The organism is Desulfoplanes sp. PS50, assembly GCF_053851535.1.
This window is the reverse complement of the sequence record NZ_JBSPZA010000041.1, coordinates 1-22,331: the sequence shown is the minus strand read 5'-3', so window position 1 is coordinate 22,331 and position 22,331 is coordinate 1. Positions and strand designations below refer to the sequence as shown.

At 52.0% G+C, this 22,331-nt stretch carries 15 protein-coding genes; all 15 read right to left on the bottom strand.

All coding sequences use genetic code 11. The features are described 5' to 3' along the window. On the bottom strand, positions 1–1,700 hold a 1,700-nt coding region (brxL, locus tag ACTVJH_RS14290; protein ID WP_455992103.1), incomplete at its 3' end, for a BREX system Lon protease-like protein BrxL. Beyond that, positions 1,697–4,030 carry a BREX-1 system phosphatase PglZ type B gene (gene pglZ, locus ACTVJH_RS14285; protein ID WP_455992101.1) on the bottom strand — a complete coding sequence of 778 codons (2,334 nt, stop codon included), beginning with the start codon at positions 4,028–4,030 and terminating at the stop codon, positions 1,697–1,699. The genes brxL and pglZ, both read right to left, overlap by 4 nt. Positions 4,031–4,075: 45 nt before the next feature. Continuing rightward, positions 4,076–4,588 (bottom strand): hypothetical protein, encoded by a 513-nt coding sequence (locus ACTVJH_RS14280; protein ID WP_455992098.1) that lies wholly within the window; start codon positions 4,586–4,588, stop codon positions 4,076–4,078. Next, positions 4,585–5,838, bottom strand: a complete 1,254-nt coding sequence (locus tag ACTVJH_RS14275; protein ID WP_455992095.1) for an AAA family ATPase — start codon at positions 5,836–5,838, stop codon at positions 4,585–4,587. Before ACTVJH_RS14275 ends, ACTVJH_RS14280 begins: the two co-directional genes overlap by 4 nt. Positions 5,839–5,917: 79 nt before the next feature. Next, the gene (locus tag ACTVJH_RS14270) at positions 5,918–6,571 is read right to left on the bottom strand and encodes a DUF4276 family protein (RefSeq protein WP_455992092.1); all 654 of its coding nucleotides are present in this window, start codon (positions 6,569–6,571) and stop codon (positions 5,918–5,920) included. Further along, a complete protein-coding gene (locus ACTVJH_RS14265; protein ID WP_455992090.1) occupies positions 6,568–7,653 on the bottom strand; it encodes an AAA family ATPase in 1,086 nt (361 codons plus the stop codon). The genes ACTVJH_RS14270 and ACTVJH_RS14265 overlap by 4 nt, the downstream gene beginning before the upstream one ends. 291 nt (positions 7,654–7,944) lie before the next feature. Beyond that, complete coding sequence (locus tag ACTVJH_RS14260) at positions 7,945–8,166, bottom strand: winged helix-turn-helix transcriptional regulator (RefSeq protein ID WP_455992088.1); 222 nt, start codon at positions 8,164–8,166, stop codon at positions 7,945–7,947. 313 nt (positions 8,167–8,479) lie between these two features. Continuing rightward, positions 8,480–10,138, bottom strand: coding sequence for an RNA-binding domain-containing protein (locus ACTVJH_RS14255; RefSeq protein ID WP_455992086.1), 1,659 nt, complete (start codon positions 10,136–10,138; stop codon positions 8,480–8,482). Positions 10,139–10,264: 126 nt separating this feature from the next. Continuing rightward, entirely contained in the window at positions 10,265–14,092 is a 3,828-nt protein-coding gene (locus tag ACTVJH_RS14250) for a DUF559 domain-containing protein (protein ID WP_455992083.1), read from the bottom strand. Between the two features lie 364 nt (positions 14,093–14,456). Beyond that, positions 14,457–17,897, bottom strand: a complete 3,441-nt coding sequence (brxC, locus tag ACTVJH_RS14245) for a BREX system P-loop protein BrxC (protein WP_455992080.1) — start codon at positions 17,895–17,897, stop codon at positions 14,457–14,459. Between the two features lie 15 nt (positions 17,898–17,912). Continuing rightward, the gene (locus ACTVJH_RS14240) at positions 17,913–18,467 is read right to left on the bottom strand and encodes a BREX protein BrxB domain-containing protein (RefSeq protein ID WP_455992078.1); all 555 of its coding nucleotides are present in this window, start codon (positions 18,465–18,467) and stop codon (positions 17,913–17,915) included. Further along, positions 18,454–19,245 carry a hypothetical protein gene (locus ACTVJH_RS14235; protein WP_455992075.1) on the bottom strand — a complete coding sequence of 264 codons (792 nt, stop codon included), beginning with the start codon at positions 19,243–19,245 and terminating at the stop codon, positions 18,454–18,456. The genes ACTVJH_RS14240 and ACTVJH_RS14235 overlap by 14 nt, the downstream gene beginning before the upstream one ends. Then, complete coding sequence (locus ACTVJH_RS14230; protein ID WP_455992072.1) at positions 19,229–19,432, bottom strand: helix-turn-helix domain-containing protein; 204 nt, start codon at positions 19,430–19,432, stop codon at positions 19,229–19,231. The genes ACTVJH_RS14235 and ACTVJH_RS14230 overlap by 17 nt, the downstream gene beginning before the upstream one ends. A 275-nt stretch (positions 19,433–19,707) precedes the next feature. Continuing rightward, entirely contained in the window at positions 19,708–20,640 is a 933-nt protein-coding gene (locus ACTVJH_RS14225; protein ID WP_455992070.1) for a hypothetical protein, read from the bottom strand. 705 nt (positions 20,641–21,345) lie between these two features. Next, positions 21,346–22,089, bottom strand: coding sequence for an FRG domain-containing protein (locus ACTVJH_RS14220; RefSeq protein ID WP_455992068.1), 744 nt, complete (start codon positions 22,087–22,089; stop codon positions 21,346–21,348). Positions 22,090–22,331: the final 242 nt, after the last annotated feature.

Here is a 22,331-nt window from a genome sequence, read left to right as displayed (position 1 = left end):
TCTTTGTCTCCCACAAGCTGTTTGGCTCTGGCATAGAGATTCTGTTCGGCGTATCCCAGGCTCTCCCTAAAGGGTTGGGGTACGGGTTTGTTCAGGATCTTGACCCCTGAGCCCGGCCCGTCATTAATCTCGATCCGATACAATCCCGGGTGTTCCTGACCATTCCCCGGACTGATCGTCCATATCTGTCCCGGCTCCAGCGGATCCGTACCGATGCTGTTTTCATTGTGCAGTTCCGGAGTGGAGACGAATTTTTCCACGCCGTCATCGCCCATGACATAGCTGAAGTGGGTATTCCTGAACTCCGCTGCGCCAATGCGTTTTTGCTGTTCCTTGACCCGCCTTCGGGTCTGAAGGGCCAGGCGAACTGCCCATTCCAGATCCTCTTCAGAGATCTCCTGCTCATCTCCGGGATACAAAAGTTTCAGCAGCCCGCTCACGGTCTTGTTTGCAGCGTGCGTATCCCGTCCACTGAGCGCACCTCCAAAATGGACCCTGTTCTGCAGGGCGGCCAGACGGCTCTGGTAGCGCAGTCTGCTCATGCATTCGGAAAGGAAGTCGCTCACTAAGCCGAAGTGATCGGTCAGGATACTCTTGTCGATCTTGGGAATATCCCAGCCGGGCAGATAGCCATGGATGCGGTCCATGAACGCTGTATCGTCCCGCATTTCGGGAGGAAGCGGCCCAAAAAGATGTCCCACTCTTTGCTGATGCTCCACATCCACGTCAAAGTTGCCAACCATGACCAGGCTACCGTCTGCCCGGATGCTTTCGTTGCCCCGACTGAACTCTCCGGACTCCATATATCCCTTGAGAATGTTCACCCCATCTTTCTGATCAAAGGATATCCCGGAAACCTCGTCGAAACAGACCACGTCGTATTGGCAGACCAGTCCCCGACGCCCATTGGCATTGTTCACGAACATGCGGGCCACGGTCGCCTTGCCCCCGGAAACCAGGTGAGCGTAGGGCGAAACCTGCTGGAAAAGATGGCTTTTGCCGGTTCCTCTGGGCCCAAGCTCAACCATATTGTAATTGCGCTCCACAAAGGGAACCATCCTGAGCATGAACGCGTCTCTGGCTTCTTGACTCAGACTTTCGGGCTCCACGCCGATACTGCGCAACAAAAAGGTTTTCCATTCTTCTGTTGTGAAGGCGGTTCTGGCTTTGGCGAGCGTTTCCAGAATGTTGCGTTTGGACAGCTGGATGGCTCGCAGGCTATCCACCCAAAAAGGACGTCCCTGTTTTTCCTGGGCCTCGATGGCATCATATCCAATGGTGATTTCCGCATAAAAACCACCGGTGAGCATGCGCTCGTGCTCGTTGACAAGTTCTGCGCTTATACGGACATCCTTGAGGCGAAGACTCGGCAATGTGACCAGATAAGTATCTGATTTGGCATCCAGACGAGCGCTTATCAGGTCGATGATCTTCACATTTCCCTGTTCTTTGGCCCGTGCCTTGAAGAGTTCCTCTTCCCCAGCCTTGACGGTCCTGGATTTGAGCTGTCGCTGGACAATCTCAAGCCCTTCCTCGATCTCTTCCGGCTCCGTGCTGGCACAATATCGACCGAGCAGAAATTCGACCACATAGGTAGGAACAGGAAACTGTCTGCTAAAGGTTCGGACCAGATCCTTGCGGACAAGATATCCGTCAAGATGATCTGCTGCCAATGTATCGAGATGGTCCAAAATCATCATTCTCCTCCGATGGTCGTTTCCATCTGATCCACGAGTTCGTCATTCAGTCCCAGAAGTACTATCGTGGCCTGGTTTCCCATGATCGAATCATCTTCGACCACCACGGACCCGATGCCGGTTTCTTCCTGTATGGATTTCACACCCATGATCACGCTGGTCGATGCGTCTCCGGCGTTGGTTCTGATGTCCAGCCTGAGTCCTGAAAAATGGCCGTCCACTGCCGCCTTGCACCGCAGACCCCGCCAGGTCACGTCGGTAATAAAGGCATCGCCCTCTGGGGATGCGGCTTGCGGGGAGACTGTGAGATGGAGTGTCAGACACTCCTGAAGGCTCAGTCCGCCATGGGCATATTCCTCACCGTTTCTGAAACAGCTGATCCCGTCGGCCAGGGCAAAATGGACATCGGGGTTCCAGTACCAGGGAAAGAGCCTTTCTTCGCTCGATGCACCCTGCTTCAGGGATGCGCACCTGCCCCATTTGTTCTCGGAAAGCTCCGAAGGTAATTCGATTTTGGGAAGTCCTCCGGGCAGAAGGAGCCAGCCGTGGTCGGTGACGATTCGGACGCGTTTCCATCCATCTTCTATCAGAGTGGTTATACGTTCCAAAATTTCACCAAGCAGGCTGTCCAGATGTTTGGCCAGCTTCCATCCCCGATCATGTCCTTCGTGGTCGATATTGCCGAACTCACACCATCCCCTGCCGTTGCTGTTACCGGATTCGTTTTTGCCCAGGATTTGGTACCCGTTTTCCTCGATCGCCTTGTTCAACTGGTAATGGCTCATGAGCTGAAAATTATAGCCTTCCTGGTCTTCGTGAAAGCGTTCCGTGGCATCGTGAAGAGGCGCAACAGCGGGTTTGCCGGTTCCGGTCACCGAGGGCAGGGGACACCAAACCGATTTTTCCTGTACGGCCAATCCGGCATGCTCCAGCAGGTCTTTCAATCGCTTACCCGTGTCGAAACGCAGGCCATCAATGAACAGCAGACATTCACCCGGTTCAGCCGGGATCGGTCGATTGGCAGGGCCGGGTTGGCCCGGATAGCTTCCTTCACTGTCCACGAGCGCCTGTAGATACCGCGCCGAGTCCTGAACCCACGGTTTGTACACAGACCTGATAACGGATGAAACCGCCTCGATGTCCGATGAATTCGTCACCTGCTCCAAGGCCCTGACAACCGCATTGTCAGCCCGCCATCCCTGATTGACATATCCGGATTGGAGGTCTGCGAGCTGGCCCGCATCCAGACCCGTGCCGGTGATATGGGCAAGTTCGGCTAAGTGCTCCAGGGCCATGGCAAGAGGTGCTTCTCCTAACTCAGCCCATACCGAGGATCGTCTGTACCCATGTTCTTTTTCCAAACGGGTCAGGATCTTGCGAGCTTCAGGTGGCGGTTGGTTCTTCAGAGAAACAAGTTTTTCGTGAAGAATTTTTTCCTGATCTTCATTCCATTGAGGCCATCCGGAAAACGTTTCGCCTCCCATGAGCCAGAGCATGTTCTCGCGGGGAGGACGACATTTCCGGATGCGTGAAGGAATGTTCGGATATCTTTTGGGCGCTTCACAGAATCGCTCCCATACTCCCTGCCAGGGGCCTTCATGGGCCGCTAGTTTGGCCGCGGCAGACAGGACGCCCTGTTTTTTAGGATTGAAATCCAGCTGGGAGGAACACACGGCAATGAACGCCTGCCATTCATTGTGCCCCCGGCTTTTCTCGAAACCATCGTCAAGGTCGATCCACTGCAGAATATCCCGGGTCGGGTCTCCACCGGTGACAAGGGTATTGAAATAGTCTTTGTCCAGACGCTTTTCCTGGAGAAGATCCCGTTCCTCTTCAAGAAAACGGTGAAGGGCCCGCAGCATGGCGTTTTTGGATTCGTTGTCTGCAGCTACGTCCAGACCGAGTCCGCCCTGATCGGATTTGATGAATGCCAGGACCGTCCAATCTTTGGCATTGATCTGTGACCAGAAAACACCCCTGTATTGGAGTTCCGCAAGGGGTTTGAGGTGATCCGGACATTCTTCAACGGCCCGCAGATGCTGACGGCTGACACCGGGAAGGTAAATGATCGGAATGCGGCCTTCGGGAATGGGAGCGGCCTCGAGTTTGGCATCGATGGCACAGCGCAGCCAGATGGCCGGACCGGTTCGTCTGTCTGGGGCGTAATCACCGAGAACGAGCAATTCCGGAAGATGGGCCTGAAGGATCGGGACCACTCCTTCCCATTGCCTGGCATGGTCCGGCCAGAGGATGCAGGCGGGTTTGGCCATGATCTCTGGATTGTATACGCTCGTATCACGGATGGATTGGACAAGATGTTCGAAAATTTTCATGGGATTGTATGATGGTTGGTGGCAATAGGATTTGTTGACTAAGGGCTATTTTCGAGACCTGCGTCTTGGGATTTCTTTCGCCACAATAGGCTGGTAGGCTTTCAACCCTTTGTCTCCAGTCAGGATTTCGACCTGGCAATGCATTCGGGCATAATAGTCTGCAACATCTTTGATGGTTGCGTCTCCCAATGAAATTTTTTGATCAGCAAGGTCCGGCCATTCTTCGGCCAGATCTACCAGTTTTTCTGGTGACCACAGAATCGATTGTTCGGAGAAGGCGGCCCAGGGGGTTTCCTGCAAGGCACTCATTTTCATCAGCGCTGCCAGTTCCTGCCCTACCTTCCTGCGGCTATGGCCAGCCTGTGCGATATGGTTTCCGGTTTCAATGATAGTGGCCAAAGGAAGAACGAATGTGGTCCCTTCTTTTTCTTCGGACTGAATTTTTTGATCCACGCGGGTCTTGTTCCACTTATCCAAGTTCGGACCGCAGTCGCCCATGCCGGGAACCTGAAGCCAGACGCAAAGAATGCAGGTGTCCATGATCAAGACTTTTTTCATTGTGCCGCCTCCTGCTTCAGGGCGGCTTCTATTCGTCCTTCCGTGGTCAATCGTCCCAAGGAGCCTCCGGCCATCAGTTTGGGAAGTTGTTCGATATCCTCTAGCTGCGTGAGCATACTCACCCCGTTTTCCTCATTGCGATGAGCGACGGTGATGAAGGGGACCATATCCACCCCGGCGGCATCCAGAAGGGCAGGGTTATGGGTGGTAACAACAACATCGATTCCACGCTCTTTACCCAGGGTCCTGAGCATGCCCACCAAGACACGGGCGCGGAAAGGATGCAGGCCGTTGTCCACTTCTTCGATGACCAGCAAGCTCCCTGGCTGACGTGTGAGCATGGCTGTCACAATGGCAAGATAACGCAGGGTTCCATCGGACATTCCCCGTGCATCCACGGTTTGGAACTCCGTACCCGGCCATCCTTCTTCGCAATAGAGCATGGCATCGGTTTCAAATTTACCCACCGGTTCCGTCCAGATCCGCTGAATATCCTTTTCAGGAAGTCCTTTCAGGTATTCGGTAAGTGTTTTTTCAACCTCTGTTTTACGGCTTTCTTCCAATGCTGCCAGCACCCCGGCGATGTTGGAGCCGTCTGCCTGCAATTTTTCGGAGAATGGGGCGTAGTTGCGCATGTGACTGGGGATGGGATCGAATACGAAAGTCTGCCGAAGCTGTGTGGCAACCTGTTTGACCCCTGCAAGGACGTTTTTGCGTAAGGGCAAGGCTTCCGCCTGGATCAGTACAATATGCGTTCTATTTACATCGATTCGTGTCCCTGGTCCCCTGAGACCGGTCGCAAAGTACGCCGGAATTCCGGGGGAGTCGTTGTCCTGGTTGTTGGTATAAAAAAGGCGTTTTTCCTTAGGGGGGTGTTTGCTGGAGGTATATTGGATTTCAGTCAGTTCCTCTCCAACGACTTCGGCCTTGATTCCGTTTACCCGAACCCGCAATTCATAGCGAAAGTCCTGGTTTTCGGTGGTGCCGCCCACCAGAACCTCGAGCTTGAATTCGTTGGCCGGTTTTCTACACACCCACTCCCTGCCACCCCGGATGGGAGGAAGATTCACGTCCCCGTTGATGGCTTGGAGAATAGTTACTCCAGAGGCGACACGTTGCAGAAACAGCAACGCATCCAGGGTGTTTGATTTACCGCTGGCATTGGCTCCGATGATGATCGTCAATGGGTCGATATATAGGGTGGCCTTCTCGAAACTTTTCCAGTTGGTCAGTGTGAGTTCTTTGATCATCGCTTTATATCTCCTGCCCGTTCGGCCTGGTTGCGGCCAGGGTCAGATGGTTGTCGGCCATCAGTTGGGTTAAACTCAATCATCCCAGCCTCATTGATTGTAGAGCCTCAAGTTTTTTCACCCAGCCATCAAACAAAGGGCATTCATGGCGGATTGTGTCCAATCCGATATCCAGGGCGATTAAAGATCCGTGGGCAACCTTGTCGTAGGTTTCGCAGGCTGCAAGGATGCGTTTGGAGGGGGCGGTGGTTCGACCGTCGTTGATGTGTTCGGGGGTGGCAAAAGTATTGCGGATCTGGCTCAAGTGTTCAACGAGATCGGCATCATCGAACCATCCGCCAAAAGCAGTCGGAGCGCTGAAGAGTAAGCCTTCGAATTCATGTACTACAATATTGGGAATGAAATTGGGTTGCGCTATATTCGCTTGAAAGGCCTGTTCAACAGCTTGTGCTCTGATCAGGGAATCTCCCTTTGAGGATATTGCAGGAAAGTCGGCTGGGAGACCATAGAAGTCCAGCATGGTTGTCACCCAGGCAGTCTTGTCTTCCTTGCATTTGTTCTCGATCTGCCACTTGATTTTGCCATAGGTGGAGATACCGCCTTTTCCATGTGGTCCCGTGCGCATGATGATCGGATTCAGCCAGATATTCATTCGCTGAAAATGCGGTCTCAACAGTTCCCGAACGAATACGTCCTCGGTTTGCCCCTCGCAGAAAATATGTATCCGGATCATCGTGACGGCCTCCCGCCCAGAATATTCTTTTGCCAGAGTTCGCCCAACGTATATTCTTCGAGCCAGCTTTGCAGGTCTTCGGGATCTAGGTGGTGGAGGCTGGTGTATCCCTCTGTACGGTCAGCCACGATGACATCTTCCGCTGAAAACTCATTCAAGAGATCAGCGGACTGTGTTGAAACGATCACCTGGCGTTTTTTGGAAGTAGACCGCAGCAGGGAAGCGAGCAGGTTGATTGCAAATGGGTGTAGACCAAGTTCCGGTTCATCGATGAGAATAGTTTCTGGTTGGAACTCTTCCGGTTGCATCAACACCGTGACCAGGCAGATGAACCGCAAGGTGCCGTCCGAGAGCAGGTGAGCCTTGAATGGTATGTCTTCCCCTTTTTCAAACCACTCTAACTCTATCTTGTCAGTGTTCTCCGGATTGGGACGAAGGGAAAAATCACCAAAGAATGGGGCTGCCAGTCGGATGGTTTTGACGATTCGCGCGTAGTGCGAAGGATGCTGGTTTTTGAGCAGATACAGAAAAGCGGCCAGATTGCGTGCGTCAGGGCGCAAATAGAGATTGTCGTTGATCCCGTGGAGTTGTTTTATCCAGGCGTTTTCACTGGTGTCGTGGAAATGATAGACCCGCCAGGTCTTCATAGGCGGCACCGTGAAATCGTAAAGGCCTGTTTTCCCTTTCTGCGATTCTACCCTGGTTTCAAAATGGCCAGAGCTGATATTCCAGTCTCCCTTTATGTTCCACCAAAATTTTTCCTTGGCGAACATCATCCGGTTGTCCTGGGTCGGCTCCAAGCTGAATTTGTATCCGTTATTGCCAAAGTAGAGTTCGGCATCGAGTGAGTCCGTCTTCTTTCTGCCAAAATGAAGCAAGGCATCCGGCCCGCCCTGTTTGCCGACATACACCTGCAGGTTGCCTTCCAGTAGTTGCTGTATCAGGCGGAAAAAGCCGATAAAGTTGGATTTGCCCGCCCCATTGGGACCGATGAGCACATTCAGCTCTTTCAGCTTCAGATCGCACTCGCGGATAGATTTGAACCCGCTGAGCACGATTCGGGATAATTGATTCTCGTTCATGTTTAGGCCTCTTTTTCCCTTGTATACTGCTTCTTCGCCAGAGTCAGATGGTTGATCATACGGACTCCAGCTTGATCGTATCGCGTTTTTCCAAAGGTTTTTTGAGCAGAACCGTTTTTTGGTGAATTCCTTGGATTTCAGGTTCACCAATCAATTTTCAGGTTCACCAATCCGAATCGGTATTTTTTGTTCTGAACGAACAGATTTCGACGTTTGGGGAGGATGCCGAATTGCAGTTATATTTATATTTCCCGAAAAATGATTAGATCTGGCTTTCTGGGGAACAGTCGATTATTTACTTACTTCCCAATGTCCTCCTCTGGCAGGTCCCACCCGCCGGAGGAGGCCGGCTTTTTTACACCGGTCGATCTTTTTGAGCACTGTCCGTTTGCTTATCCCCAAAGCCGATCCCAGCTGACTCGTCGTAATGGATGGGTTGGTCCGTATCAAGTCAAGGAGTTGGGCATCAATTTTTGGTGAAGGTTTCGGTGAACTTTTTGTTTCCAGGTTCACCAATTCAAGGATTTCTAGTGGTTTTCGGTGAACCGTAACGGTGAACAGGCATCCTTTATGATCATTGGTAAACTCAATGTCAGGCCATTCTCCAAGTGCCCGTTTGATGCCTTTTAGTCGGATGGTTTGGATTTGTAGGCCTGAGCCTTGAATTTCAATTTCATGGCGATCTATCCTTTACTTCCTTTACTTGGAGCCCGCTGAACGAACAGCTTCTTTCTGCAAAGGAAGTTTAGGCAACTAGTTGAAATAACTGCGGCTAATAAAATTTTGTTTTCTGCACATTGACTTTTCTTTTCTTAAAATGCGCTGTTTAGTTATCAAGGAGCCACTTCGGTTTCGAGCGGGACCCTTTGTTGCTGATGATCCCGGCGCTACGAAGTCTGCTCAGCAAGTTTGACACTTTTTTCCTCTTCTGCTCCGGGCTCAGGGGTTCGCTCAGCTTGTTTAAAAGAAGGTCATTGATTTCACCCCGTGAGGCTTCGCCAAACTTGTGCAGGTAATCCGTGATCAATTTGCAGTAAAAATCATCATCCTGTGCCCGGGTTTTTATATACTCGGCCTTGTGGGCCGTGGCTTTGGCCACGGCGGCGGACACATGAAGATTTGGCTTGCGGCCTTCAATCAAGCCATCTCGCCGTAATTTTTTGGCCATCTCGTTGGAGATCGGGAGTTTCTTCTGCACACGGTCCAGGGCCAGGATTTCAAAAAGCGGTAGATCCGTTTTTTGAATCAGCAGGCGGCTATATGCGGGGTCCACGACGCAGCCATGCACCGTCAGTTTGACAGCCATTGAGTCGCTGAGATCGTAATCAGGCATGGGAAAGTATCGTTTGGCCTGACCGATATGCATGGAATAAATTCCGTATCCCATGGTGTCGATCATGTTCAACTCGACCATGGCCTGGGCCAGGAACGGGTTACGGTAACGGCGGGGCGTTTTTTCGCCGGTTACGTAGTCTTCCGGGGTGCCCTCAAAAAAACCTCCCTCGTTTTCAAAGGTCAGCCGGTCCGGCTTTTCGGTCACTAGAATTCGGCCGTTGCGGGCGTAGTCCTGATGCGCGATACAGTTGTGTAAAGCCTCAAGAACGATTTTCTGGTCGTATTTTGCGATTTCGACGGATAGTAGGGCATCGTCGGGGAGAATCCGTAATTGAATATTGCGAATTTTTCGATACAGGGCAGATGTACTCAGGAGAAAGGGGGGGCTAAAGTGCTCATACGCTCGTTCAGGACCTTCGAGCTTCCAGGTCAGTTGAGCCGGGTGCGGGGAGAGCAGGTAAGCTGCTTCCTGTTTGCCAAGAAGAAGAATGGCGGTGCGGGTTAGTTGGCCATCCTGAGTCAGCTTGGCCCGGTTGAGAAATGTCGGCAACGGCCATTTCATGACCTCTTCCGCCGGGAAGCGGTTAGCGTATTTATGGGCAAAAGCCTCACGAGCTTTTTGTAGTGCCTCTTCGTCAAGGTGGGCCATGCGAGCTTCGGGAATGAGCTTGGCTGACCAATCCGTGGAGCCGGGCTGCTGCCGGATCTCATCCAGCTTGTCTACTCCCAGGTGCGTCAGACTTTCGCCGGAGCGGGCGTAGTAATGGCCCTTCCAGGAAATGGGCATGCCGCGAGGAGCGGCCGGGATTTCGAATAATACAACCCGTCCTTTGGGATCGTGTAACTCATGGATATTTCGAAAGGTAATACTTGGCTCTGTGTTTTGCGATATCTGCATTTTTGTGCTTTGTAGTCGATCGTGACCCAGACGGTAATCGCTTCCAACTACTGCTCGTGATTTGTTGTCGACGCCGAATATGAGCCATGCCCTTTCAATGCCACGTAAGTTGGCCTCGTTGGCCAAAGCAGAAAAATATGAACCGATTTTATCTGTGGAATAATCCATGCAGGCCTGTTTGAACTCGATCACTTCATTTTCCCATTTCGAGATCAGTATTGTCAGCAATTCTTGCAGTTTTTTTGATTCCATGACGCGTCCTAAATCGATTTTGTTTTGCAATCCAGAGACATCCTTTTGAAGACTTGTTCCATATTGAGCTTTTTAGTGGCATGCGTGGTTTAATTTTGTGAGTATTTGTTATGTATTGAGATTATTTTATAATTTTGATTGTCGTGCGGCATGTTTCTCCGCCAGCGTCAGATGATGCTCGTTAATACGATCCCCCTTCTTCCCGCCGTATTGGGGGCCGAGATTGTACCAGGGGGCGGATTCCACGTCTTTGCCGCGGTCTTTGCCCCATTTGATATTGGGTTTGTCGCGGAGGATGCCGGCGTCTTTCTTTTTGATGTCACCCACGGTCATAAAGGGGCGGATGTTCAGGCGGACGCCGTCGTTGAGGTCGGGGTTCCAGCCGATGGGTTGTTGTGCAGGGGGCTTCCAGCGGACAAAGATATCGTAGGGGGCTTCGCCCTGGAGGATCAGCTCCAGCTTTTTTTTGAGGGCTTCGGCAGCGGCCAGACGTTCTTGGGCTCCGTCGATTCCGCTTGCAATATCCTGTTTCTGCCGGGTGATCCAGTCGCCCAGGTAGGTGTAGGTGAGGGTTTCGAGATTTTTATAGTCGAGTTTGTGGTAATTGACGAGGGCGGAAAACCCGTCATAGAGGCCGTCCCAGATTTGCCAGATAAAGGGGCGATGTTTGAAGAGCTTGCAGTGCTGGGTGAAGAATTTGTCCCGCAACCAGGTTTCCAGGGATTTGCCCGCGTGATCGGCGTTGGCCAGAAGCTGGGAAAGGATATCGTTGGACCATGCGTCATCGTAGGCGGCGGCCAGCAGGTTCTGCAATCGGTCAGAAGCCGAGGCCTCGCCCCGGACAGGCGGGATGCAGACAATGCCGTCGTCGTCGGCATGAGACAGCAAACTTTCGCATTTATTGACCCATTCCCGTTGCTCATCAGCAAGATCAAAGGTAACCAGACCATCCTGGTCTGGCTTTTCAGAATTCGCCGAATCATCCTGGGCTGGTTGAACAGGGGCGGAGCTGTCGGCGTGGTTGTGTCCAGAGCTGGAAGCTCTGGTTACCTCTGCAGGCCAGCGGTAGCCGAGAAGGCGGGCGACGGCGATTTGGAGGACGGTGTCGTCGGTTCGCAAAGTAGAAGCGGCTTCCAGCCGCTTTGTCTCTTCATTCCAGATGACGGAGCCGCAAGGGTGGCCATGAAAGATCCATTGGGTGGGATCGTCGGAGTAGGGTTTGGGGAGGCCGTTGGGGTATTTTTCTTGGGCGATTTTGGTCCAGTGGGGGAGGTCGAAGGGGACTTTGACTAATGTGGCGTTGGTGACTTTCAGGCTTTGGTCGATTTGTCGTACAGATTCGTTGTATTTTAGGGAAGAGCAAAAACACCAAATGGCGGTTAGATTGTCTCCTGTCTTTGGTACCACCATGCTTACGTTCGTATCAAATCTAGTTCCGGTGTAATGACATACATGTAAAAATCCTGTGCAACTAATCGCAACACCGTGCTTGCCGATAATGAATTGGCCTCTCATATCCATACGGCGATCACGGTCCTGTGCTTTGGCAAGTTCCCTTAGCATACCGCTACCATTTTCGAATCGTATGCTTTGCGTTAGTCCGTCGAAGTTATTTGTTGATTTTGTCGTCGTTTGGTAGGGCTCCCAATCGTAGTCGAAACCCAGCCTTTCCCAATGATAACGAATGAAAACTGGATCGTCACTTGTGGAGATTCCTTTGACTCCATCGGCAAAATCACTCAAGCTGTCGATATCATTTGATTTTTCTAAAGTAATTCTCGCATCCGGATTCCCCAACTGCTTCCCCTGCTCCACACTCTTAATCTCTCCCCCAACCAAACCGACCGCTTTCTCAGCAGCAGTCCTCGGCTCGGAGACATCAAGGCCGCGAATCAAGGTAGAAGTGGCTTTCAGCAGCTTTTTTTCAGGATTTTGAGGGTTGGTTGCAGCTTGAGGAGAAAGCGGCTGGAAGCCGCTTTTACTTTGGGGGCCTCGACTCATGGTGAGCAATTGTACGTTGAAGTCCCACATAGGAGTTTGAAATGCCTGTGCCCCCAACCTCGCAATCAAATGCCAGGTTTGGGTTTTCAGCAAGCGTTCCCGGAATTGTTTATAACTGGTCAGGAACAGCCAGTTCTGCGGCAAAACAATGCTGGACGTCCCTCTCTTCACGCATAACTTCAAGCACCGATCCAGAAAGACCGTAGCCAGATCGTTTTTTGCCTTTGGGTACTGCTTTTCACAGAATGTTTTCAGGCGATCACTCTGCTTGCCCCGGGCCAGGTAGGGGACATTGGTGATAACCCAGACATAGTTGTCAGCCAGGAGATTGGCTGTTTTGGACAGTCCCCGGGCAACCACGCCCATCTCTGACTTTTCTTCGTCTTTTTCCCCGGCCAGGGCTTTTGTGAGCAAAGGCCCGACATCTTTCCATTTGAGCGCAAACAGTTTCCCCTTTCCCAAAATGGCTTCCGGGTCGATGAGACTGCCGAGTGTGGGGGCATCCTTGAAATGATCGTACAGCTTGTCCAGGGCAATGCGGAGGTTGGTATCTCCCCCGGCCAGTTCCAGCCAGTCTTCCTTTTTGGCATTGATGGACAGTCCCGAGCAGGCCACGTTCAATTCAGGCAATGTCCGATACCCGCCAGCTCCCGGGTATTTCCACGCTGTGAGAGCCAACGCAAAGGCGGCCAGTTCCACACATCGTTTGTCCAGTTCCAACCCATGAAGATTTTCCCGCAGCACGGCATCCACGGCGTCTTGGGCAGACAGTCCATCCCGCTCCATACGCATGGGCACCAGCATCAAAAATGTGGAAACCAGAAAATGCCCCGACCCACAGCAGGGGTCCAAGGTCTTGAGTTCGCTCAACTGCTCCGGCCAGCCGTCAAAGGTTCCTGCAGCCGGTGTCCAAACCTCACCCCCCCGGCCCCCCTCTCCATGAATGGCGAGGGGGGGGGAGGATACATTATCGTTGGCGAGGGGGGAGGAGGATTCATTATCGTTGGCGAGGGGGGATGAGATGGCTTTTTTTATTTGGGTTTGAAGGAAGCTTTGTGTGCAATCGTCGTTGGTAATGCGAAGGGTTTTTATACCTTTTTGGACAAAAATCTGGTCTCTGATTTGATCATATTCTTTCGCTTCATCTGTGGCGTGAACTTCTCCGTCAATTTCAAGGACCAGATGGTGCTCAGCACAATAAAAGTCCGCTATGAATCCTTCAATAACCTGTTGCCTCCGCCACTTCAGCCCAAGCATCCGTCGTCCTCTAACCCATTCCCAAACTTCCGCCTCTTTCAGCGTCGGTTTTTTCCTGAATTTTCGGGCCAATTCCAGTTTTTCCGGTGACACAAAATTATGAGCAGTAACAAATCCTGTTTTTAAAGTCCCCTCTCCATTCCTTAAAGTCCCCTCTCCATTCCTTAAAGTCCCCTCTCCATTCATGGAGAGGGGATTTAGGGGTGAGGTTCGTACAAAGCGCAGATACTCCAAGGGCACACCCGGAATGGCCGCCTTCTGCCGCAGTTCTTCTTCGCTTTCTGCATTTTTCAAATCATCTTCCGTGAGCCGTCTTGCTGCCCACCAGGCCCCCAAAGAATTATCCAAAAGGAAGCTGACCATATACGGTTCGGTGAACAGCTGGGTCACGGCAGGCAGTTCCCTCGCACCGATTTTGACTTCGGATTTATTCACCTCCTCTTTTTTCTTGGCCTGCCAGAACTGGTAGACCCAGCCCAAAGAATCCGAGGCTGTGAAGACCTCCGATGGCAGGTCGGCAACCAGTCGTTCCAGTTTCACTTGATGTTCGGGCGGCAGGGCGAGTTGAAAGACCGGGGATTCCATGCGGAAAATCTGCGGGAGCATGCGCGCGGCAAATCGGGCGGCCAGTTCCCAGACGCTGTTTGCCTGTTCTTCGCCTTCATCCAGCAATCCCTGGCAGGTTTCCAGGTCCACATCGATGGGTTCGTCATCGCCGTCAGACCAATACATGAGAAGTTTGTTTTCAGCCAAAAACCGGGCAAAGAGCATGCGGTGCCAGTGTTCGTAGGCGGTTTCTTCTACCAGACGGTCGATCTCCTGCTCGCCTTTGGCCTTTAGCAGATCACCCAGCTGGCGGCCATGGACCCGCAGCCTGCGGCGTAGGATTCTGTCATCTTCGCTCAGATGGCCGAATGGAACGGATTCCCCCACTCCGAGTTGTTCCAGGGAGGCCCTGGCGGCCTGTTCGGCTATCTCCCGGGCATCCTTGATGGTATGTTCCAGCTTGTTGCGAAGCGATTTTTCAAGTGGCTGCATGCTCATTTCCTTTGTATTCCTGCTACCTGATGATGACGGGGCCCAGCTCCAATGCTGTCTTGAGCTTTGTGGTCACGGTACGGATCCAGTCGTCGATGTCTTTTTCCGTTTTCAGGGTACAATGCGGTACCTGGATGAACTGGGCCTCTGGTTCGCAGAGTTCAGCGGCTTTTCGGGCCACGGTTTCAAATCTGGATGCAAGGGCTGCCACCCGGTCGGCAAAGCTGGACAGAGAGCATCGTTCCAGTGTTTCCAGAATGTCCAGGGTGGACTGCACCGAAACCTTGGGTTTGGCCGCTTCGTGCAATTGCTGCTCGGACATGAGCTGGAAGTGCTGTTCCGGCGTGAGTTGATTCCAATTATCATCCGCGTGCAGGCTTGCAAGACCCTTGGCATGTTCCCGGGTATAGTCCGCTTCCAGCTGGTTGAGTCGTTCCCTGAGCATCTGGGTCAGGGAGGTAATAAGCGGTGCGATATGGTCGGGTTCGGCCAGAAGCAGCCGTTTGTCTTCTATGGTCGTTATCTGATCCAGAATCTCCTTGGCCTCATCGAGATCCCTGCAGCATGCGGCAAGACGTTTCAGCGTCCTCCATTCCGGCAATCGGGCTTCCATGCGCTGGGCCGTGTCGATCCAGTCATCAATAGTGCCGGTCACCTGTTCCTTCAGGGAGAGGATCTCCAAAAGCTGCTCATTGCCGGTGCTCAATCGTGCCCGTTCCAGAAAGGTCGTGTCGGGGGGAGCAGGGCAGGGCGGATCCCCTCCGGCATCCTCGGCCAGGTCGTAAATTCTGTTCAGAAATTCACCGGCCCTTGCGCTTTCTTCGTTCTGTTTGACGTTCACTCCCGCCTTTTGAAACAGCTTGCGGATCAGGATCCGCTGCATCGTGGTGATGGTGGTTGATTCCATCTTGAAGGATGTTTTGCCGATGGCCTTGCGTTCGAGGTCCCTGGGAGCGATTCCCTGTCCCCGTTCATTGCGGGCCAGGATCAATTCAGCACCCAGAAGTACCTGCAACGCCCCGTCAACGGTGTCCCGTGACCAGCCATACGAAGAACCTTCGAAACGTTCGCGGACATCGGCTCCTTTTTTGCCCGCCCCGATGAAGGTGAGCACGGCTTTGCATACGGGATTATTGCCCGGTTCACCCTTGTCCCCAACGGCCCTGAGGGCGTCCGGGGCCCCTTTGCGTGCCAGGTCGTACACCTTGGACCACCCCGCGTGGTCGGCCAGCTGAAAGTTGGGATACAGTCGCAACAATGCATTCCGGGCAGCTTCCTGGATAGCCTCCTGAAGATCGTTGCCGATTATCTCGTTGCCGCCTCCCTGAAAGACCCGCACACCGTTCAACGCGTCCTGAAGCAGTTCTTCGATCCTGCCTTCAGCCGTTTGTTTGGTGGTTTCCATGGCGGAACGGGCCTCGATGCCTTCGGCTGTTCCGGGAATACCCCGTATATCCAAAGTGGCTGATGCGGCCTTGTAGTCTATCAAAAAGTGGCGGAGATCGTCAGAAGATCGTTTGGGGATAAAGACAAAGATGGTGGGCGACTGGTTCCCAACCTGTCTGGCATCAGCTTGAACCGAGTTCTCATCCACATTCCATCCATTGCGAACCCACACATAAAGTCGCTCATCCGCATCGGCCGGAAGCACGGAGTCGAAGATCGGGGTTATGGTCCGGTTGACTCTGGAATCCCCGTGAATGATGGACATTGCATTCGCGGTCTGCCCGAATTTTTTCTTGATGCGATCCTCGCGTTCGGATTCGATGCGATAGGTCTCGTTGGCCAGTCTGGAACGCTGACTGAGGAATTCGTCATTCCATGCCGCGCTTTCCTCGGTCTGGATGCGGTATTCCTCCCCGACCTTCATGAGCAGTTCGCAGTGGTCCAGGACGGCGGGCAATTTATTGCGGAGTGTGGCCGAACCATCAGCGAGATTCTCGACGAGCAGGTCCCCAATAGTGTCCACCGTGGCCTTGATCCCCAACTCGTTATTTGCCGCAGCCAGTTTATTGATCAAAAAAACCGTTCCACAGGCACGGGCCATGAGTCGTTCATCCTCGGTTCCGTTGATCCAGCTCAAGGTGTTTTCATGGACCTTGCGGGGGAGGATGCGGGATCGGAGCATGTCGTCAGCCGAATCAAAATAGATATAGTCTGCCGGAACAACATTCCCCAAAGGGGCTTGCAGGTTGGTCTGAATGACCTTGTGGATCAGGCTCAGCTGGTTGCGGAGCTGGCTGTCCGTTCCGGTCTGGTCGAGAACACGCAGGGTGTGTTCCCAGAATCTCCGGCGCACGGGTAAAATGGGATAGTCCTGGGGAAAGCAGGGGATGTCGTCCTGGCGGTGGCTGATGGTTGTTCCTGTCAGGTGGCGGGAAATCTCTCCGAGATTGTTCTGCATGACCTGCTCGATGGGGGCTGTGGCTTCGGGTTTTTTGGCCAGAATCACCTGCCGGATGACCGTGTCCACATCGGCATCGGAAAGCTCCACCCGAACAGTGAAACGTCCCTGGAGTTTCTTGAGATTGCTGGTGCCGGTCACTGCCGTCTGACCGGTCCCGATGAACAGTATCTTGCTGCCGATATTCTTGCAGCAGGCCTCCACGGTTTCCTGGACATCGATGGAACGTTGACTGTCTTCACCTATATACTGTTGGACCTCGTCCAGGACGATCAGGGTGAGGGGGAGTTTGCCGTTTTGGGAAAGGGCCTGGCGAATGGCATGAAGCATGTCTTCGCTGGTAACGTCCTTGGCACTGGGGAACTGGTTGCGCAGGATATCCGAGCAGGTTTTTTCATCGAAAAAGATGTCCGGCCGCGTCTGGACAAGGGCTTCGCGCATGATTTTGGAAACATGCAGACGTTTGACCTCGTTCTCCCAGGTTTTTTCCGCATTCAGAACGTAGGTGCGGACCGGTTCCAGAATTCCTTCTTCGGCAAGCCACATGACAAACAAGGCAAGATGATATTTGGCAGGCAGGCCAACGGATCGGAAGATAATGGCCAGAAGCGCGGTCCGGACGCTGTTACGTTCATCGTTTGACTTGAGGGTTCCCGAGGCCGCGTGCAGTCCGCCATAGCGTTTTGCCTGGACGCTCAGCTCCTTTAAGATGTCCCTGATATTCCGGGGAAGGTGGGCGATCCCCTGGGCGGTTGCTCCATCGTTGAATTCCGTGTTCACCCACAGCGCTCTGAGCATCTTGGCCAGGTGGGATTTCCCCGAACCGTAGAAACCGCTGATCCAGACACCGGGTTGCTGGGCCTGATCGAGATTTTTGAGATAGGTGTCCAGGATATGGGCCATGCCTTTCTCGTATTGGCCATGACAGACAAAGGTTTCCAGCTCATACCGGAGTACGGTCTGGGCATGTTCGCTCCAGTCGTCATTCACGGTTGCAACGCCCTGGTTGACCAACCTGTGTTCAGCCGGATTTTTCAGATAGATGTCTTGGTTTATCATCTCGAGACCCTTTGTTCAGAATTTCTTGTCCGCAGTGATGGGAACGGCCAGATAATTCCATCCGTCATACCCATCCAGCAATCGGTAATTGTTATTCTCAAAGCTGCCCGGGAAAAAGACGAGAAGCCGGCCCTGGACCAGAGGGGCCAATGTGTCGACCAGGTCCTTGACCTTTACAAAACCAAAGAGAGAGCTCACCCCGGAAATGGCGACAACCGCATTTGCATCCGAGGTAAGCGATGCGCATTCGGTTTTGAACCGCTCGAGAATATAGTCCACGTATTCATCCGGCATGAGATCATCGATCAGGTCCGGCTGATCGAAGTATTCCTCGGCGTATTCTTCCTGAAGCATCCAGTCGGCAAAAGATGTTGTCAGATCGAACAAACCCCAGTCATGCCCGGCGTTTCGGGTGACGATTTCGAATTCATCGATACTTGTACGAAGGGAACGTTCGTCCTTCTCGTTATACACGCAGAAAATGACTCGCTGGGCCGCGGCTGCATCATCTCGCCAGGGTATGGCGATATATTTGCCGTAGGATTGAATCAGACGTTTAATTTTGCTCATGTATCCACTCCATTTCCTCAGAAGTGATGATCCGTGGAAAGAGGACTTCCATGACATCACCCACCCGCTTGAAAACGATCCACCCACGCCTTGAGGCCTCCTCCGCGAGTTCGATCGCCGTATTCACAGGACAGTCGAGTAGGGAGATGTACTCGGTCTCAAAAAGAGCAGGGCCGCGATGTCCGGCAAGATATCCGAGCAGAAGGGCAAGGGAGACGCTTCCCGGTGTGGCCTGGGCCTGGGTCCTGATTTTGCGCACCCGCCCCTTGAGATGGCCGGACTGGGTCCAGGTGGCATTGATGTTCTGGGCGGTCGAGGTCAGTGTGGCCTTGCTGAAACGGTCGGGTTCGAGATCGTCGATGAATTGCTCCAGATGCTGCCTGACTATGATTTCATCAGCCTGTATATCCCGGATAAAAGGGATGGATGCCTGAAGAAGGGGATCTCGAGTAACGGCAGTGATCAGGGCAAGGAGCGGTCGACCGGGAATATCCCGTTTCCAGAAAAAACACAGCGCCCTGAAAAGGAGCAGGGACGGATCAAGCCCATAGAGCTCCACCAGGTGTTGATAGGTCAGCACCCGTGTTTTGCCCGATCGTTTTGCCAGACAATTCTCGTCCACAATGGCCTGCCGGTAACCGTCCCTGGAGGTTTCGCAATCACCCGTATGCTCGAACAGGGCGTCCAATTCCTTGAACATCATGGTCCGGGCATTGTGGGTACTGCTCCTGGAAAACCGAAACCCGAAACGTTCCAGGTGCTTATTGCGGGTCATCATGAGACCCCTGATTCACCCGAGCCCCGCCCGTACGAACCCACGTATCAATTTCATCCTTCTTGAATTTCCAAAGACGACCTATCTTGTGCGCAGGCATGGATTTGCCCGTAATCCACTTGTAGATCGTATCCCGCTTGACCCCGAGATAGACTCCGATCTCTTCCACGGAGAGCCATCTGTCTTCCATAGGTGATACCCCACCAAAGGGCCCGCATGCGTGCAGGCCTTTAATTTTCGGATTGTATGGATTCAGCCTGTTTTATCAGGATAAATCAGATTGAATCGGTAGGAATTACTGCGGGGGGCGGGAAATATCAAGGGCATTTGTGGATGTGGATGATGAGGGGCGGGGAGATTGGCTGTGGGCAAAATTTTGTTGTCGGGACATGATGAGTGGTTGTGTCTTTGTTAACAAGTAAATCGTGCACCCCCGTCGATTTTTAATGTTATGATTGAGGTTGTTTATTGCCCCTTGCCCATAAGAAAATCGAGTGATTTATCTCTCGCGGGTATTCCAGGTATGCTACAAAGAAGATCATCGATTGGATTGTCTGGGTGCGAATAAACACGGTGTTCATTGCTGGTAAATGCATCCCCGATCGTGGGGGGATGATTTCGAAAGTAGAGTGCTTGATGCGAATAGACTTGGATGGCATGATTACACCGGTCCACCTCCTCGTCACTCAAAACGATAGTTGAGAGCCGGGGCTGCACGATAAAGTACGTTGGGCGAGTCACTATTACGCTCATATTTGGCGTAATCGGCGCAAGAATCTTTGGGTCAATAGGGGGATTCCTTACGCCTTTAACGTTGTGAAAAAAACCGTCCCCAAAAATGAATTCTTTTCTCTGCGAGAAGAGAATCGCAAACTTGCCGTTTGCACCAATGCTATCTGCAATCAATCGCTGAGAATGTTGCATATTGGCGCCAATCAGCGCATTTCGTTCTGGATTTGGTATACCTCCTCGCAAATGCTCAGCTGGAGATACTAACGCTTCGCGGTTCATCGGGCTGCGTACAGCCAACGAAACTACACATTCCGTAAGCATACGTAGTTGTTTCACGGAGGCCGGTTGTGGAAGGAATCTGTCACATAAATTCTGATGCAGTATAAACTCGTGCTGTAGGCTCTCTAACCAAGAAATTATAGCAGGAAAATTACTGTCAGCTGTGTCAAATTCATCCTCGAAGCTGGTGTCCCAAGGTGATGAACCGCCAATACAACTACTGAGCTTGATGTGATGACCATTCCCGATCAACCCCAGCTTTTTAGGCGGAACACGAATGGATGTGCCGTCGGGCCTGATCCAACCAGTCTTTCCATCTTCGTCGGCCCACCGAGCAGAGACGCATCGAGGCCACCAATGATGACGTTCTGATTTTAGTTTTGGCATTGATTAATTTTTCCTCAAAACTGACAAGATCTTAATGTTTTAAGGACTCCTCTGTAACCTAACGAGATGGGCTGCTGCGTCGGGACGTCAAAGAGAGTATCGATCGATGAGGGGGGCGGTCAGCAATCGTTGGCTATACTCTCCACTCCCACCTTTGAAAAGTCTGCACGTTCAGAGAGCTGAACGATATGAATACATGCGAGAAGTACCCTCGATCTGTTGCCCAATCCATCCGTTTGCAGGTCTCTTGCATCATTTCACACGTCTGGCCATCAAACCACGGGCTTTGGATTCCGACAAGCAGCATGCCAGGACCATACTTGGCGTGAGCTTTTGCGTAACTTTCCTTCGACAATTTTTTTTTCAGCAGTAGCGCAAAGCGTTCTGATATTTGTTCATCCATCCCAACATACGGCCCAGGCCCTATTGGCTTATGTTTTTCTCCTGGTGTTGCGTACGAGCAGAGGTCCTGGGCCCATTTATCCGAGTGAAATGCGTCTGTCACCTCAATCCAAGTGGTCCTTTGGTGTGACTGAACGATAGCTTCCGGCGGATCTGGACGAGAGACCACATGAAAGAGTTCATTGGTCTGCGATGCCCACCAGCGAATGAATTCGTCAATGAGGTATCGCTCATGTTTGTCTTGGATAAGGCGACGACTACTCATTTTATGTGCCTATGGAAACGGTCATGGCTGGCGATGTCTTATTGGTCATCTATTACAATAATTTCAGATAATTCTGTGGCCAAACTAGATAAATCGGGAAAAAGCGACGAATGCCGGATGCCGCAAACAGATAAATCTCTTCTGATGGCTGTTATCGAATCGGGTGGAATGGTTACCTTCGTAAGGAATTTCGATGCGTCAGGATAATTCTCAATTGGTGTCGAATTTCTGTGAATCGTGTAGTTGCCAAGCTGAACCATCATTCTAATATCGCGTCTAGGTGCGATAACGCTGATAGCCTCTTGATATTTAGTGTCGATTCGAGTTCCAAACGCTTCACGAATAATTGGGGCAACTCGTTCATCAGTTAAAAATGGAATCAAGTATCCCACGGAAAGTTGATTCAGATGACCAGGATCAAGCATCCATATAGACGCAGGCGATTCGACTAGTGGATGCGATGATGCAAAGTAAGCAGCAACAACCAAAGATTCGGTCCAATCAAGGAGACGTGTCGGCAACCCATAGTGTTGCATTAAGGGAAGCCAAGATGCGTAATCTTGATGCTGTGGGCAATCAGTGCGGAAAGCAGGAGCCCTCATCCTAAAATTGTTAAGAACCGTGGCTTCAAGGAGAGGATTCCTTCTATGAGCTGAAGGAACCAAATGCCATTCATGATTATGATGACCTCTGAACCATAATTGTGAGCCAGACTGAGTTTCAACAAGCTGAGCTACTTCTATTAATTCGGCAAGCGAATTTACCTCTAATTCTTTGTACATCGTTCCTTCCGACTAACGGCTCGTGGAGGGTGGCCAGGGTTGTTATGGCTTAACTTGTTAAAATTTATTAATATCCTCACCGGGGGTCGGTTTAAAATCTGACTCTCTATCGGTTGCTAGTGTTGCGTCCGCTAAATTTCTATACCGTTATTTAGTCAGTGGCTTCCCGGTGTAAGTCCACTTAAAAGGCTTGGCCCACAGCTCGTTATAGTTGCGAATATATGCCATTATCTGCTTGATCA